The organism is Mycobacterium sp. IDUB_37, assembly GCF_055419245.1.
On the sequence record NZ_JBVAXG010000003.1, the window covers coordinates 565,768 to 581,579 of the forward strand.

A 15,812-nucleotide genomic window follows, 5' to 3' on the forward strand; every position below is an offset into this window, starting at 1 on the left:
CAATCAAGATCATGCGATTCTGGATCGGTGGTGTTCGTATGACGACTACGGAGGCAATTGAGTGACCGTATTTCGGGAAGTGCTGACCATCGTCGGGGTTGGCGGTATGGGGCAGGCCATTGCGCGGCGCCTCGGTTCTTCCAAAACCCTTCTGCTGGCGGACAACAACGAACAGACACTGACTTCCGTATCCGAGTCACTGGCAGCGGACGGCTACGACGTCGAGAGCCAACGTGTCGACGTGACGTCAGCCGACTCTGTGCATGGGCTCGCCGAATTTGCCGCTTCCCTGGGAAACGTCACCCAACTCGCTCACACCGCTGGGCTCTCGCCGGCGCAAGCCTCGGCTGACGCGATCCTTGCGGTAGACCTGCTCGGCGTCGCTCTGGTGCTGCAGGAGTTCGGCGACGTGATCGCGCCGGGCGGTGCGGGCGTGGTGATCGCCAGCATGGCCGGCCACCTGTTCCCTCCGCTGACCGCCGAGCAGGAACGCTTGCTGGCCCACCTCCCGCCGGAAGAACTGCTTCAGCTGGACTTCATCAGCCGGATCACCGAACCAAACTTCGCTTATCCAATAGCCAAGCAGGCGAACCACCTTCGGGTTCGATCCGCCAGCGCACTGTGGGGACGGCGCGGCGCGCGGGTCAACTCCATCAGCCCTGGCATCATCTCCACGTCGATGGGACAGCAGGAGCTGGCCTCGCCCGTCGGCGATGGCATGCGGTCCATGATCGCGATGTCCGGCACCGGTCGCATCGGAACCCCCGACGATATTGCTGCAGCGACCGCCTTCCTACTTGGTCCCGACGCCACCTTCATCACCGGAACCGACCTGCTGGTCGACGGCGGCGTCGTCGCGGCCTTGAAGGCCGGCACTCCGTAACCGGCGGACGTCAGACCAGGTAGTAGAGGGCTGGATCTTCGACCTTCACCCCGTTATTCTGCAGCGGCGCATCCGATTCCAGGGCTGCCCGTTCGGCGTGTGCATAGCGCACCGCCTTCAGGGTCGCCGAGTATTCCACGTCCTCTTCGGGGAATATGCGGTCCTCGGGGAACCAACTCAGCAGGCCGACGTTCTTCAACACGCCAAGCGTGTCCGCGCGCACGCCGGCCAACAGGACGGTCACTTCATGCGCGGAGAGTTCCGTCAAGAAATGGTCGATGCGCTCGATGCAGACGACATCTGGATGCCGTACCCGTTTAAGCCGCAAAACCACGAATTTGATGTCGTCGGCCTTGATCCGCTCTGCGATTGCTGTGAGATGGCGATCCAATTCTGGTGCGGCACCGAAGAACAACTCGCCCTCGAGGTCGTAGATGATGGTCGATGGATCGGTGGGATCGCCCGGAACCCGTTCGCGCACCACGCGTTCGGGAGTGACGATCAGCTCTCTGGCGTGCAGTTTCGCAGCACGCGGCACGAACAGCACAATCGAAAGAATGACGCCGAGCAGAACGGCTTTGTCGAGATCGATGGCCACACCCACGATCGCGGTCACAATCACCAAACCCGCGTCGTAGCGCGACGCCTTCACCGTGTAGATCAGCCGCTTGAAGTCGACCAGTCGCGCGGCGGTGACGAGCAGCAGACCGGCCAGCGCCGGCTGAGGCACGTAGCGCAGCAGTGGCGCGAACAGCAATAGCGCCACGGCAACCGTTGCGGCCGAAACTATTCCGGAGAATCGCGTCAACGCACCTGACTGGAAATTGATGGCTGAACGCGACAGCGACCCGGAGCCCGGAATGCTTTGAAAAAACCCACCACCCAGGTTGGCCAGCCCCTCGGCCATAATCTGCCGGTTGTAGTCGATCTTCTGCTGAGTCTGGTGCGCAATCGCTTTCGCGATGGACAGCGCCTCGATGATGCCGACGAAGGCGATGGCGAGTGCACCCGTCGAAAGTTCAGGCAGCCAACTGGTATCGACATCCGGGATGTGCGGCGTGGGCAGGCTCCGTGGCACCTTGGCGGCCACCGATACCGCCGTCTTGCCGCCGGCACCCGGAATCGACCATCCCGCAAGGTAAGCGATGAGAGCCGTGATGATCAGCACCGCAAGCATGTCGATCTGCGGCAACCCGTAGCGCTGCACGAGTTTGCGCAGCACGACTGCCAGCACTACCGCCGAAAGGCTCAATATCACTGCGCGATAGTTGATGTGGTCGCCGTGAAAAAGGGTGAGGTAGACGCGACGTAGCACCTGCATGTGCCCGTTGCCCTTATCCTTTACGCCGAACGCGTTGCCCAGTTGTCCCAGAGCAAGCAACAGTGAGGCGGCTGCCATGAAGCCGATAATGACCGATTCGGAGATATAGCGAGTCAGGTTGCCCAGTTTGAACACCGCGATGATGATCTGGAACGCGCCAACCAGCACACTCAGCAGGAACAGCGCCTGGAACAGGGCTCCGGTGTTCTCCGAATCGACGAAGGCCAGAGCGGTGAAGACAAGCAGGGAGATCGCGCTGGTCGGCCCGTTGATCAGATGCGAGGACGATCCGAAGATCGACGCGATCACCGTCACCACGATTGCCGAGTAGACGCCGAATCGGGGATCGACCCCGGCAATCAGTGCATAGGCGATAGCTTGCGGGAACGAGATGGCAGCGACAGTGAGGCCGGCGATGACATCAGCCCGCCCTTTCAGCCAGTTGTAGTTGAAACCAAGGCTCACGATGCAGCCTTTCCGCTATGCCGCCGGCGCCGCGGTAACCGGCGGCGCGGAGATGGTGTCGTAGATTCCGTTGTCGCTGAAGAACTTCTGCCGCGCATCGTTCCAGTCGTTGGCAAGAGCGGTGATCGGGAAGAGCTGAAGCTTTGGAAGCTTGGTGGCATATTTCGCCAGGATCTCTGGATTGAAGGGGCGGTAGCCGCGCTGCGCCATCACCTCTTGTGCGGCGTCGGTGAACAAGTAGTTGAGGTACGCCTTGGCGTGGGCCAGAACTTTGGGATCAGTGACATTCGCATCGACCCAGGCCACCGCGGGCTCGGCGCGAATGCTGACCGGGGGATAGACGACTTCGAATTCGTCCTTATTGGCAGCGACCTCGCGCAAAGCCTCGTTCTCCCACGTCAGCTGCACGTCGCCGATCCGCTGAGTGGCGAAACTGACAGCTGCGCTGCGTGCCCCCGCGTCAGAGACCGCGACATGGCTCAACAGCGAGCGGACATAGCCGGCCGCCTGCTCCTGGGTGCCGCCGCGGGTGGTCACCGAACCCCATGCGGAGAGGATGCTCAGCTGCCCGTTCCCCGAGGTGCGTGGGTTGGGCGTCACCACGGCTACGTCGTCTTTGATCAGGTCGGGCCAGTCGTGAATGCCTTTCGGATTGCCCTTGTGCACCACAAAGACGATGGTCGACGTGTAGGGAATCGAGTTGTTCGGCAGGCGGGTCTGCCAGTTCGCCGCGACCAGACCGCGCTTGCGCAGTGTGTCGATGTCACTGCTCAAAGCCAGCGATACCACCTCGGCCTTCTGCGACCCGTCGATGACGCTACGCACCTGTCGACCTGAGCCCCCATGCGACTGCTTGATCTCCAGCCGGGTGCCGGTCTGGTTTTGGTACTGCGCGACGAACGCGGGGTCGAGCGCCGCGTACAGCTCACGCGTCGGGTCATAGGACACGTTGAGTAGCTGGTTGGGTCCGTCGTTGGGCAGATTCTTGATCACGATCGCGGTTGCGGCAACAACGATGGCGACTACACCCAGCACATTCAGCCAGGACACGTGCCAGGGCACGCGCAGCCTTCGGATCCAATGCTGCGCTGACCGGTCGGTGTCTACCATCGGTGTCTCATCTTCGTTTGTGGTTCAAGAGTTTTGACGATGTTAACGATCAGACGGCCGTGCAGGAGTGATGAGAATCGGCCTGAAAATAAGTTTGCGCAGCTCAAGGCCATATCGGTGCAGTACTTACGCTGAGTAAATATCGCGCCTCGGCAAATCCGCGACCCGCGGTGCGCAGTTGAGGTCGGTGTCCGTTGCAATGCCGGCTACTGACGCACGCCTATCGCGTCTTCGCCGAGGCCGGTTACGACCAGACGATCGTCAGCTCGAATGGTGGTCACTCAGTGCAATCCAACTCGCCGACGGCGCGCGCCCCCATCAGCGAATGTTGTACTCGTGCAACACCTGGCTGGTTCCTTCACTGACGGTGACATAATCCTGACCATCGGGATGGAACGCGATTGCCTCACCCTGACGCTCGCTCGCTACGGGAGCCTCCACAGGCTGCTGGCTGAAGGGCGACCAGGAACTGCTGCCCGGTGCGCGGTTCCACAGCAGAACATCGTCATACGTCCGCACCGCCAGTTGCGAACCGTCGGGCGAGAAATCGGCGCTGGTCACGAGTTGTTCATTGGCGTGCGACAGATCCAGGGTGGCAACCTGGGTCAGCGTTTTGGCGGCACTGCTGCTGCCTGCGGCGCTCCAGCCACTGTCCGGCGTTGAGTACACCCGCGAGACATCGCCGCTGGTCTTCTCGATGACCAGCATGTTGTGGTTGACCGGGTCGACGGCCAGCGCCTCGGAGTTGAGTTTCAGGCCACCCGGATAGACCAGCTTCTGTTGCTGGACACCGGTCAGTGTTGCGTTGGTCGGGTTGCTCGCGGTTCCGGTGACGATCGGTTCCTCGACGCGATAGATGGTGACATTGCTGCGCGAATATCCGTTGTCACCGGTGTCGCCGACATAGATGTAGGACTTGCCGTCCGCCCCCTTGGCAACCTCGATGTCCTCCCAGTCATTGGCCGTTGCGCCGGAAAGTTTGTAGGTGGCCAGGGTCTGGCCCGTCTTCGCATCGACCGCGAAGATGCGTGCCGAGTCGCCTGAGTCGTTGTGCACCCAATAGACGTTCGGATTGTTGATGCCTGCGTCGATGCCGGAAACCTCGGCGAGGTTGCTATCTGTGAGGGTCCCGCCGTTGGACGATTTGATGTAGCCGTCGCGCGCCGCGTCAGTGGCGTTGGGCCCGGTCGGATTGGTCGGATTACCCGGATCGGTCGGGTTTCCCGGGTCGGTCGGGTTACCGGGGTCGGTCGGGTTGCCGGGATCCGTCGGGTTGCCCGGGTTCGTGGGGTTGCCGGGATCAACCGGGGTGGCAATCTTCGTCCCCGTCGCCCCTTTCGCGCCGTGATTGCCTGCGATCTGCCCGCCGGATCCACCTGCGCCACCCACACCAGGGGTTTGACCGGACCCGCCGGTGCCGCCGTCGCCGCCGTCGCCCACTAGACCGGCGTTGCCACCTGCGCCCCCGACGCCGCCGAACGCTCCTGCCCCGCCGACCCCGCCGGCACCACCGCTGCCGTACAACCTGCCGCCGTTGCCGCCTCGGCCACCCATCGGGGCGGCACTAGCCGCATCAACACTGGCGCCGCCCGCTCCGCCCGCGCCGCCGTTGCCGATCATTCCGGCGCTACCGCCGTTCCCGCCGGCCTGGCCCTGCCTGCCGGATCCACCCTTGCCGCCATTGCCGTACAGCAACCCGCCGTCGCCGCCGTTCTGACCGGTTCCCGCCAGGCCGTCGGCGCCGTTGCCGATCAGCGAACGGCCCAGCAAGGTGCGAGTGGGTGCGTTCACCAGGTCGAGCGCCGCCTGCTGCAGCGGGTTGACGTTGGCAGCCTCCGCCGCGGCATACGATCCCGCACCGGACTGCACCAGTTGGACAAATTGCTGGTGGAATGCCTCCACCTGCGCGCTCAGAGCCTGATACTCGCGGGCGTGACCGGTGAACAGCGTGGCCAGGGCAGCGGAGACCTCGTCCTGGGCGGCCGCAACAATCCCGGTTGTCGGCAATGCTGCTGCGGTATTAGCGATGCTCAGGGTCGATCCGATATTCGCCAGATCTCTCGCCGCAGATGACAAGAACTCCGGAACCGCTACCAAGTAAGACATCACTGACCATCCACGCCGGCTATATAACCAATCAATTGATCGTATGCACAATAAGCAGGTCGCGTGGACGTTTTCCTCAAATAATCAATCGTTTGATCGTATGCATCGCGCCGGGCCCGCGTTGGCGGTTTCGCAACCCGATGTCACAGATGCCAGGTTCAGGCCAAGCGCCGGCATCGGCGGTGGATACACCAGCGACTGGACAGCCCGCGACTCCAACGTCGCCGAGCAGGGGTAAAGAGGTCGCGCTGAGCGGGCTGCTCAATTGCGCGCGACCGCCTCTTGCGATGCAGCCGCCGGCTTTCCGGATGCACGGTGCAGCCACTCCCGCGGCCGTAGACGCCAGGTGCGACGCGCGTACTCCAACTCCGTGTACGGCCACTGGGTCACGATGCGCCCGGTGGGAGATCGGAAGTAGCTGGTGCACTGCGTCCAGATCGAACGCTCAAGGTCCGCGGAAAGTTCTATGTTGTATTGCTTTTCGATCTCGGGGCGCACCTCGAGGTAGCCGCCGCGGCTAGCGATCCGAGATACCGCGCTGGCCACCAGGCGGGCTCCGGCCTCCAGGATGTAGACGATCGAGTTGCCACCCTGGTTGGTATTGGGTCCGTAGAGCATGAAGAAGTTGGGAAAGCCGGCGACGGCAACACCAAGATAGGCGCTGGGGTCCGCACCCCACCGCTCGTGCAATCGCGCGCCCCCGGCGCCGACGACCTCGATACCTGACAGGTACTGAGACGTCTCAAATCCGGTCGCTAGCACGATCGCATCGACGTCGGATTCACGCTGGGCGGTGACGATCGATGTATTGGTCACTCGCTCAATCGGTTCCGTGACATGCTCAACGTTGTCCTGTTGTAACGCCCGGTAGAAATCCTCGCCCAGCAGCACGCGTTTGCACCGGAACGGATAGCCCGGCGTCAGCGCGCGACGCAACCGCTCCTCGGGTACGGTGCGCTCCAAGAACGAAGTCGCGAACTGCGACCGGGCTGCCACCACCGGGTCATCGGCCATGGTGGCGGTGTTGTCATGCTGGAACTTCCAGATCTGCCAGCGGGTACGCCGCACAGCCAGCGGGTTGCGTCGAAAATTCGCCAATTCACTTGCACTGTAGGGTCGGTCGTCCTTGGGCACCATCCAGGGCGGTGTCCGTTGGTAGACCGTCAGGCGCTTGGCGATCTTGGCAAGTTCGGGAATCACCTGCACCCCACTGGCTCCGGTGCCGACTACCGCAACCGTTTTCCCGGTCAGGTCCACGCCATGATCCCACTGCGCGGTGTGCATGAGTGTGCCACCGAATTCGCTGAGGCCGGCGATATCCGGCAGCTTGATCGATCCGAATAGTCCAACGGCCGATACAACGACGTCGACGATCAGCGTCTCGGCAGTGGACGTCTCCGAGCGTGCGCCGCGGTCCAAAGACAGGCTCCATTGGCAAGTTTCGGCGTTCCAGTGGGCCGACTCCACCCTGGTGTGCAGCATGAGGTGGCGACTGAGATCGAAATCGTCGGCCACCGACTCCAGATAGGTGAGAATCTCGGGCTGCCGTGCGTAAGTGCGACTCCACGATTTGTTGGGTGCGAAAGAAAACGAGTACAGGTGACTCTGGATGTCGCAGGCGGCACCCGGATAGGTGTTGCGCCGCCACGTTCCCCCGACGCCGTCGGCGTCCTCAATGATCACCAAGTCGTCAATGCCGCTGCGGCGCAACGCTACCGCGACACCCAGTCCGCCGAAACCCGCGCCGATGATCGCCACCTTGGGAGAGCGCCGTCTCGAACGACACCACCGGGTCGCGGCCCTGATTCGGCCGACGGTGTACCGGCGGCGGCCCGTCACGGCCCGTCCTGGGCGTGGCGGATCCGGTAGCCGTGCAGATCCCCTTCGGCCCGCCACGCCGCCAGGATGTCGGCGTACTCGGTGGGACCGCCGAAGAAAAAGCTGCCCTGCCGAGTCTTGGCGTCCGCCTTGCCTTCTCTGTTGTAATAACCGGGCGTGCAGGTCTTCGCCCGTTCGGCGGTCGCGATCGAACGTTGCACCACCGTCTCGACCCAGGCCGCCTCCGCGGCGGCGGTTGCCTCGACTTCGCTGACATCGTGCTCCAAGGCCCAGGCGATGACCCACGCGGCGTGCGTCGCCTGCACGTCAAGCAGATAGGGGAAGTTGACGGTCAGCCCTGCCTGGGCAATGCTCTCGATGAAGCAATTCGGGAAACCGTTGGCGCACAGGCCCTGAAAGGTGCGCACCCCGTCGCTCCAGCGATCGGTCAACGTCAGGCCGTCGCGGCCGATCAGTTCGAACCCGCTCCGGCGGCAGTAATCGGTGCCCACCTCGAAACCCGTTGCGAAGATCAGGCAATCGAGTTCGTAGGTGACCCCGCCGACCACCACACCTGTCTCGGTGATCTGGTTGACGCCCCGGCCCGCGGTGTCGACCAGCGTCACGTTCTCGCGGTTGAATGTCTGCAGGTAGTCGTCGTGGAAGCAGGGCCGCTTGCAGAAGTAGCCGTACCAGGGCTTGAGCGCCTCGGCCGTCGCGCGATCAGCGACGATGCCGTCGACCCGTGCCCTGATCTCTTCCATCTTGGCGAAGTCCGCGATCTCGATGTCGCGCGTGCGTTGCTCGGGGCTGATCGTCGCGTCGTCGTCGTGACGCATCACCGGGAGCTTGCGGGTGATGCTCGTCCAAGCGTCGGCGACCAGATCCTCTTCGGCCTGCCCGCCGGACGTGAGAATCTGGAAGTTCTGGATGCGCCTGCGCTGCCATCCAGGCTGTAATGCGTTGGCCCACTGCGGATCTGTCGATCCGTTGGCGCGCACATCGACCGAAGACGGAGTGCGCTGAAAGACAACCAACTGTTGCGCCGCGGCGGCCAGGTGCGGCACGCACTGCACCGCGGTCGCCCCGGTCCCGATGATGCCTACCCGCACGCCCCCGAGGTTCTCCAGGTGTTCGCCGGTGTATCCGTAGTCCCATCGGCTGGTGTGGAAGGTATGCCCACGAAACTCGCTGATGCCGGCAATGCCGGGCAACTTGGGCTTGGCCTGATACCCGTTGGCCATCGAGACGAATCTCGCCCGCATCTCGTCACCGTGATTTGTGCGGATGATCCAGCGCGAAGATGTTGCATCCCAACGAATTTCCTGGACATCGGTGCGCAGGCAGGCATCGCGGTAGAGGTCGTAGCGATCGGCGATGCGCCGGCAGTGCGCAAAAATCTCCGCACCCGTGGAGTACTTGAGCTCTGGTACATAGCCGAGCTCTTCCAACAATGGGATGTAAACGTAGGACTCGACGTCACAGGCGATGCCCGGATACCGGTTCCAGTACCAGGTGCCCCCGACGTCGGCAGCCCTGTCGATCAAACGGATGCTGTCGACCCCGAGTTCGCGCAGCCGTACACCCGTGAGAAGCCCACCGAAGCCGGCTCCGACAATTGCGACGTCTACCTCGTCGGTGAGCGGCTCGCGGGTGTAGTCCCCCTCCGCCCAAGGGTCTTCGCCAAACCTGGCGAACTCGCCGGCGATCTCCACGTACTGCGCGATCCCGTCGGCGCGCAACCGGCGAGCCCGCTCCGCGGCATATTTCTCGCGCAGTGCCTCGACATCCAGCGCGGCCGCAGCGGTCCGGGTGCCGGCAGTCTCGGTCAAGCCTTCTCCCCCGCCGATGGCGGTCTGTCCGCCCCGAACAGTTCCCCCCTGATCATCACCTTGGCCGAGTTCAGCGCCGCGTGGTAATCCTCCGACGGCAGAGTGGCCGCCAGCTCGGTCAAGCCATAGATGAGCGCATAAATCGCTTCCACGGTGGCGCGCGGATCGGGGTCGGGACCGAGATCGCCATTGCGGTGGGCCTCGTCAACCAAGCGCTCGATGATCTCGCGGAACGTCTCGAAACTGGCCCCACGCTCTAGGTCTGCGGGAGCTGGATCGTCGTGGCCGATGACATGTTCTGCCCTTATCGCCCACTCGAACGCCGCCAAGTCCGGGTATTTGCGCATCAGGTTGCCGCATTCGCTGAGCACGGCTTCGATTCGGTCGATGATGTCGCCGGGACCGTCAGCGGCCCTGCGCAAACGCGGGATGGCGGCCTCGGACCTGGCCGCGATCGTGGCCTTGATCAGCTCGGACTTATTGGGAAAGTAGTTGTACAGACTGGCGCTGGTCACGTTGGCCATCCGCGCGATCTCACGGATGGTTGCGTGCGAATAGCCGACCTCGGCCACGCACCTCATGGTTGCGGCCATGATGCGCTGGCGGGTTTCCCCACCACTGGCGCCAATGGGGCGGCCCAGCTGCGTTCGGGCCTGTAATTGCGCCAAGTCGAGCCTCACTCGCGTGTCTGCCCACCCTCCGGGCGACGGGCGGGGTACCGACATCATCGAATATATTCGACTGATCAATTAGTTTCAGCGTCTGGGGAGGACGCGCGGTGGGTGACCAACAGCAATTTGGCGGACAATCGTGACCGCCGCTAAAAGCCAGCCGGGGACCCAAGCGGAACCCCAGGTGGTGTCTCAACTGGGCCGTCCGGTCGGAGCGAATGGCGAGCAGACCCGCAAGCGCATCATCGCGGCGGCCATGCGATGCGTCGCCGAGGTCGGCTACTCCCAAGCAACCATCCGCGAGATCGCGCGCTTGGCAGATATGACGAGCGGGAGCCTCTACCACTACTTTCCCAACAAATCCGATCTGCTCAAGGCAACCAGCGATGAGATCGAAGACATCGTGCTGCCCCGCCTGCGCGCCGCCGTCGCGCAATCCGACGACGTGATTGACCAACTCGAGGCAGTCCTCGACGAGTCGAAGCTGCTGCGGAGCGACTTCCCGTACCTGGCCGCGTTCCTGCGCGCGATCCGGTCCGGGACCACAGCGCAGTCCCGGCAGAGCGGTCCGCAATACCCCGGGTCCCGGGCGCTACGCGACGTTGTCACCGAGATCGTCGAGGATGCCTCCGCGCGGGCTGCGCTATCCCCCGACACGAGTGCCCGGGCCGCGGCGGATGCGATCTGCGCGCTGACCCGCGGCTTGACGGAACCCGCCGCGAGGATGTCGCCGGAGGCTTATGACGCAATTCTGCGCGCGGCCAAGCGCATGATCCGGGGAACACTGTTCGTTCGGGCCGACGCTACGCCGTCCGGGCAGTAATCGGGCGAACATGAGTCTGCTCACCGCGCTGCGGCTGAACATGACAAATAGTGCCGATCCCGCGGCACAGCACGGAGACCGCTACCGGGCCGCGCTGGAGATGGCGCAGTACGCCGATGAGAACGGTTTCACCGCGATCAGCGGCGAGGAACACCACCTGGCCGCGACGGGCTGGCTGCCGTCGCCGTTGCTGCTGGCCGCCGCGATCGCGGGACGCACCCGGACGGTCCGCATCAGCATCAACGCGCTGATCGTGCCGCTGTATCACCCTATCCGGCTCGCCGAGGATGTCGCCGTGCTGGACAACCTGGCCCAGGGCCGGTTCAGCTTCGTGGCCGGAATGGGTTACCGCCCTGAGGAATACCACGCCGCCGGCAAGGACTGGTCACAGCGCGGCGCACTGATGGACCGGTGCCTGTCGGTACTCCTCGAGGCTTGGGGTGAGGAACCTTTCGATTACGAAGGTGCCGTCATCAATGTCACGCCCAAACCGCACACCCGACCCCATCCGATCGTGTTCGTCGGCGGGATGACCGCCGCGGCGGCCAAGCGTGCCGCCCGCTTCGGACTGCCCTTCTCGCCGCCGATGGCCATGCCCGAATTGGTAGCGGTTTATGAGCAGGAGTTGCGCAGCCAGGGCAAGTCGGGGTTTGCCTACTACCCCGAGAACGGCAGCACGGTGACGTTGTTGCATCCCGACCCGGACGAAGCCTGGACTCGCTACGGCGGCTATGTGATGAATGAAGCTGCCGAGTACAGCGCCTGGCGAAGACGAGGGGTACCGCGTCCCAACGAGGCACCCGCAACATCGGTTGAAGAACTGCGTCGACTCAACACGGTCGAGATTCTCGCCCCGGAGCAACTGCTCGCGCAGATTCAGCGCGGCCGACGAGAAATCGTGGTGAACCCACTCGTGGGAGGGCTACCGATCGACGACGGATGGGCGAGCCTGCATCGCCTGGTCGAAGAGGTACTTCCGCACCTGTAAGCCGGACGCGAGATCGGCGCACGCCGTCGTGTTGAACGCGCGCTGTTAAATTTTTCTGTGACAATTGACGGATGGGTTTGGAATTCGTCTAGATGGGCAAAATAGGCGGCATGATCAGTCGTTTCGTTGGTTCAGCAGCCATCGTGGCCTCAGGCATAGGTGCCTCTTTCCTGTTCTCCGCAGCCCCGGAAGCCTCCGCCGAGCCGTGCCCCGATGTCGAGGTGGTGTACGCCCGGGGCACGGGCGAGGATGGCTTGGGGGGAACGGGGCAGGCGTTCGTGGACAACCTGCGACAACGCATCGGCGCCCAGTCGCTTGGCGTGTATTCGGTCAACTACCCCGCCAGTGACGAGTGGGCAACGGGGATCGACGGGATCAGGGATGCCGGCGCTCACGTGAATTCGATGTCCGGCGCCTGCCCGAAGACAAAGATGGTGCTTTCCGGCTTCTCGCAGGGGGCGGCCGTGATGGGCTTTGTCACCTCGTCGCGCGTGCCGGACGGAGTCGACCCGGCCACCGTGCCCAAGCCGTTGGATCCTGCTGTGGCCGAGCATGTCTCCTCGGTTGTCTTGTTCGGCACGCCCAACGTACGGGCGATGGAATTCCTCGGCCAGCCACAGGTCGCGATCGGTCCGCTGTACCAGGGCAAGACCATCAAGATCTGCGCAACCGACGACCCGGTGTGCTCCGAGGGGATGAACTTCTCCGCGCACAACTCGTACGCGGACGACGGGGCGTCGATCGACCAAGGCGCAGCATTTGCGGCGAGCCGGCTGGGCAGCCCCGGCCCAGCACCCGCCCCGGTTCCAAGCGGCTTCGGCGAATAGGGATCTATGGCGACTGGCGCCGCGCCAGTCCTTCGATGATCAGCCGTAGCCCGAAGGCGAACTCGTTTGCCAACGGCACCGGGAGATGTTCGGCGACCTCGATAGTCGCCGGATAGCGGTCCGGATCCAGCGCCCTAAACGACGCGGAGACGTCGGCGTCGTGCTGCTCGGCCACAGCGGACCCGAAGACCTGCATCGCAAATCCGAGGATGTAGCGGGACAAGGTTGCGTAGCTGTGCGCCGCGTCCTGCGCCGCGAAGCCGGCGCCCAGCAACAGCGACAACACGTGTTCTCGCTGCGCCATTGCGTTGGGTCCCATCGGTACATGTCCGATCAACAGGGACGCAACGTTGCCGTGCCGGCCGAGTGCCTCGAACATGTTCTGCGCGAACGATTCACAGGCGCGGTCCCAAGGCAAATCGGTCGCCGTGGCGTCGAAGGTGACTTCGCCGAATATCCGATCGACGACCTCGGCAACCAGTTCGGCGCGGTTGTCGAAGTGACGGTAGAGGGTGGCCGTGCCCGACCCGAGGCGTTGGGCGAGCGATCGCATCGACAGCGCATCGGCGCCTTCTTCGTCGACGAGTTCGAGGGCCGCAGCAACAATCCGATCAAGCGGTAACGACGGACGTCCCCGGGACCTGCTCACCGATCACCCTTTCCAGAGGTTGACAGCCTGACTATTTATGGACACACTGTATCCATAAATAAGTGACGGGTCAACGCCCCTGTGACTAAGGATGTTTCGACATGCTCCTCCCGCTGGCAGCAGAGCCATACACCGCACCAACCGACCGGGACATGCTCCCCTCTGAGCGACGCGAGTTCGTCCGCACCCATCGCACCGCGGTGTTCGGCTACCGACGCCGTAACGACGGCCCTGCCATGTCGATCGTCTACTACATCCCCACCGACGACGACGAGTTGCTGGTGTCCACCATGGCCGGTCGCGGCAAAGCCCGCATCATCGACCGCGACGGCAAGATCAGCCTGTGCGTGCTCGACGAGCGCTGGCCCTTCACCTATTTGCAGGTTTACACCGACGCGACGCTCGATGAAGATCCCGCACTCGCGGTCGACGTGATGATGGCGGTGGGTGGCCGCATGTCAGGGAAGGCACTGGGCGAGGAAGCGCGGCCGTCAGTGAAAGCCATGTGCGAGCGGGAAAACCGGGTGGTGATCCGGTGCCGGCCCTATTCGACATTTGCGACACCGCCGCGCCACCTACACCGCAACGACCAGGTTGAAGAACTGTCGCACTGGGTGTCCGGCGTGGTGCCCTGGGACGCCGCCGACCCGAGTCTCGGCTAAGTAGTCTCGTAGCGGTCACGCAATTTGGCCAACGTCGCCTCGATACCGGTCGCGTTTCCCTTCGCGAAACCCGTTGACTCGTAATACTTCAGCGCATTCTTCACGGTCCCGGCGCTGTGGTAGTCGAAGGTCTCGGTGACTCGGGTGCTGGTCGGTGAGAGCGCCTCGAATTCCCACCGCCACCGATGGCCCAGCGGGTGACGCCACTCAATCACTTCGTCCGGCTTGAACGCGGTCACCGTGCTGGTGATGCGGTAGGGCAGGCCGAACATCTTCATCTTCGTCGAAAACTTGGATCCCTCAGCCAAGTTCGCGGGCACCTTGATGTTGTCGCCGACCGTGCCCGATCCGTCGAGTTCGCTATGACGTCGGGGATCGGCCGCCATTGCGAACAACTCGGCCACCGGAGCGGCGACATCAACTGACCGACTCACTCTGCGGGGTCCTGCATCGACAACGGTGACGGTCATCGTGATTCCTTTCTCAATTACTCTCTTTTACTGCTGGACTTTCTGCGAAGTTCGGATCCCATGCCGGCGACTGCACCTTTCTTGCCTGCCAGAGCCCGGCCCGGACCAGTCGCACGACCTCTTCTCGAATCAGTACCCCGATCTTGGCGGCAAATTCGCGCGGAACCTCCAGCGCGGCGGTCGCTGCCACGCCGAGTTGATGACTGATCTCAGGCTCGCAGATCGGCGCGTAGCGCAGTCGACCGGCTTTCACGTCGGCACCGCAAGCCGACAGCGGAAGTACCGCGTACCCAAGACCCGCTTCGACCAGGTCCTTGCAGACAGTCGGCGAGTTAGTCGAAAAGCGCGCCGTGATAACGACTTTGCGCCGCAGCGCGGTGTTCTCCAAGGTGTTCCTGATCCCGGTCGGTGCACTGGGCAGCACCAGCGGCAGGGCGGCCAACTCCGTGAATTGGATAGGAACCGCCGGCGACAACTCGGAGGCGGGTCCCCCGAACAGCACCAGGTCCTCAACCAGTAGATGCCGGAAAAACAGCCGGTCGTCGGGCACCGGGTTGATGATGGCGAGATCGACCGCGCCGTTGAGCATTCGTTGTACCAGGTCGTCCGTCTCGGCCACCGCGATGTGCACATGCACGTTCGGGAATGCCGCGCCGAGGCTGGCCACCAACGGCCCCGCCAGTACACCGGCGACAGCCGGCACCATCCCCAACAACAAGCTACGCTCGATGCGCGCCAACGGTGACCCGGCGTATTGAACAGCGAGTTCCAGTTGCCGCAGCGGTGCCGCGGTCGACGCCCGCAACCGCTCGCCCTCCTCGGTCAGGAGAACACCCCGCCGCGTCCAGTGAAACAGCGTGATGCCGAGGTCTTCCTCGAGCAGGCGGACCTGGCGACTCAACGCGGGTTGCGCGATCCCGAGCGCGGTTGCGGCACGGGTGATGGAGCCTTCTTCGGCGATACGCAGGAAGTACTTCAGTCGGTGGGTATCCATCGCTTTCCACATCTACCAGCCATACAAATTGAGCATGACTGCTTTCCTGAACTGGGATTACCGGGCAGGTCTGGTATGTCGGCGGTGGCTCGCATCTCCGGCAGTGAGTCGCATCACGCTGCTTGTTGGCCGCTTCAGACGAACGCTCCCACCATCGAAGTCGCTTCGCACTCGAAATACTAAGTGCCGGTGG

Annotated in this window: 14 protein-coding genes; 5 read left to right on the top strand and 9 right to left on the bottom strand. The window is 63.4% G+C overall.

Going from position 1 to position 15,812, the window contains the following annotated elements:
• Positions 1 to 61 precede the first annotated feature (61 nt).
• Positions 62 to 883 carry an SDR family oxidoreductase gene (locus ACZY1I_RS13265; protein ID WP_463754851.1) on the top strand — a complete coding sequence of 274 codons (822 nt, stop codon included), beginning with the start codon at positions 62 to 64 and terminating at the stop codon, positions 881 to 883.
• A 10-nt stretch (positions 884 to 893) separates the two neighbouring features.
• On the opposite strand, the gene ACZY1I_RS13270 is transcribed toward ACZY1I_RS13265, so the two are convergent.
• The 6 genes from ACZY1I_RS13270 to ACZY1I_RS13295 all read right to left on the bottom strand — a co-directional run bounded on the left by ACZY1I_RS13270 (position 894) and on the right by ACZY1I_RS13295 (position 10,260).
• Positions 894 to 2,669, bottom strand: a complete 1,776-nt coding sequence (locus ACZY1I_RS13270) for a SulP family inorganic anion transporter (RefSeq protein WP_463754852.1) — start codon at positions 2,667 to 2,669, stop codon at positions 894 to 896.
• A 15-nt stretch (positions 2,670 to 2,684) separates the two neighbouring features.
• Positions 2,685 to 3,779: a sulfate ABC transporter substrate-binding protein gene (locus ACZY1I_RS13275; RefSeq protein ID WP_463754853.1), complete on the bottom strand. Its 1,095-nt coding sequence runs from the start codon at positions 3,777 to 3,779 to the stop codon at positions 2,685 to 2,687.
• A gap of 318 nt (positions 3,780 to 4,097) precedes the next feature.
• Positions 4,098 to 5,885, bottom strand: a complete 1,788-nt coding sequence (locus ACZY1I_RS13280) for a PE domain-containing protein (RefSeq protein WP_463754854.1) — start codon at positions 5,883 to 5,885, stop codon at positions 4,098 to 4,100.
• A 261-nt stretch (positions 5,886 to 6,146) separates the two neighbouring features.
• Complete coding sequence (locus ACZY1I_RS13285; protein ID WP_463755125.1) at positions 6,147 to 7,691, bottom strand: flavin-containing monooxygenase; 1,545 nt, start codon at positions 7,689 to 7,691, stop codon at positions 6,147 to 6,149.
• Between the two features lie 29 nt (positions 7,692 to 7,720).
• The gene (locus ACZY1I_RS13290) at positions 7,721 to 9,535 is read right to left on the bottom strand and encodes a flavin-containing monooxygenase (RefSeq protein ID WP_463754855.1); all 1,815 of its coding nucleotides are present in this window, start codon (positions 9,533 to 9,535) and stop codon (positions 7,721 to 7,723) included.
• Complete coding sequence (locus ACZY1I_RS13295) at positions 9,532 to 10,260, bottom strand: TetR/AcrR family transcriptional regulator (protein WP_463754856.1); 729 nt, start codon at positions 10,258 to 10,260, stop codon at positions 9,532 to 9,534. Before ACZY1I_RS13295 ends, ACZY1I_RS13290 begins: the two co-directional genes overlap by 4 nt.
• 85 nt (positions 10,261 to 10,345) lie before the next feature.
• On the opposite strand from ACZY1I_RS13295, the gene ACZY1I_RS13300 reads away from it, so the two are divergent.
• The 3 genes from ACZY1I_RS13300 to ACZY1I_RS13310 all read left to right on the top strand — a co-directional run bounded on the left by ACZY1I_RS13300 (position 10,346) and on the right by ACZY1I_RS13310 (position 12,844).
• A complete protein-coding gene (locus ACZY1I_RS13300; protein WP_463754857.1) occupies positions 10,346 to 11,029 on the top strand; it encodes a TetR/AcrR family transcriptional regulator in 684 nt (227 codons plus the stop codon).
• 10 nt (positions 11,030 to 11,039) lie between these two features.
• Positions 11,040 to 12,017, top strand: coding sequence for an LLM class flavin-dependent oxidoreductase (locus ACZY1I_RS13305; RefSeq protein ID WP_463754858.1), 978 nt, complete (start codon positions 11,040 to 11,042; stop codon positions 12,015 to 12,017).
• Positions 12,018 to 12,109: 92 nt separating this feature from the next.
• The gene (locus ACZY1I_RS13310) at positions 12,110 to 12,844 is read left to right on the top strand and encodes a cutinase family protein (RefSeq protein WP_463754859.1); all 735 of its coding nucleotides are present in this window, start codon (positions 12,110 to 12,112) and stop codon (positions 12,842 to 12,844) included.
• Positions 12,845 to 12,848: 4 nt separating this feature from the next.
• Here ACZY1I_RS13310 and ACZY1I_RS13315 read toward each other — a convergent pair whose 3' ends face one another.
• Positions 12,849 to 13,493, bottom strand: a complete 645-nt coding sequence (locus tag ACZY1I_RS13315; RefSeq protein WP_463754860.1) for a TetR/AcrR family transcriptional regulator — start codon at positions 13,491 to 13,493, stop codon at positions 12,849 to 12,851.
• Between the two features lie 101 nt (positions 13,494 to 13,594).
• On the opposite strand from ACZY1I_RS13315, the gene ACZY1I_RS13320 reads away from it, so the two are divergent.
• Positions 13,595 to 14,155 (top strand): pyridoxamine 5'-phosphate oxidase family protein, encoded by a 561-nt coding sequence (locus ACZY1I_RS13320; protein WP_463754861.1) that lies wholly within the window; start codon positions 13,595 to 13,597, stop codon positions 14,153 to 14,155.
• Here ACZY1I_RS13320 and ACZY1I_RS13325 read toward each other — a convergent pair.
• Positions 14,152 to 14,625 (bottom strand): SRPBCC family protein, encoded by a 474-nt coding sequence (locus ACZY1I_RS13325; protein WP_463754862.1) that lies wholly within the window; start codon positions 14,623 to 14,625, stop codon positions 14,152 to 14,154. The genes ACZY1I_RS13320 and ACZY1I_RS13325 overlap by 4 nt on opposite strands.
• Positions 14,626 to 14,638: 13 nt before the next feature.
• The gene (locus tag ACZY1I_RS13330) at positions 14,639 to 15,619 is read right to left on the bottom strand and encodes a LysR family transcriptional regulator (protein WP_463754863.1); all 981 of its coding nucleotides are present in this window, start codon (positions 15,617 to 15,619) and stop codon (positions 14,639 to 14,641) included.
• Positions 15,620 to 15,812 lie beyond the last annotated feature (193 nt).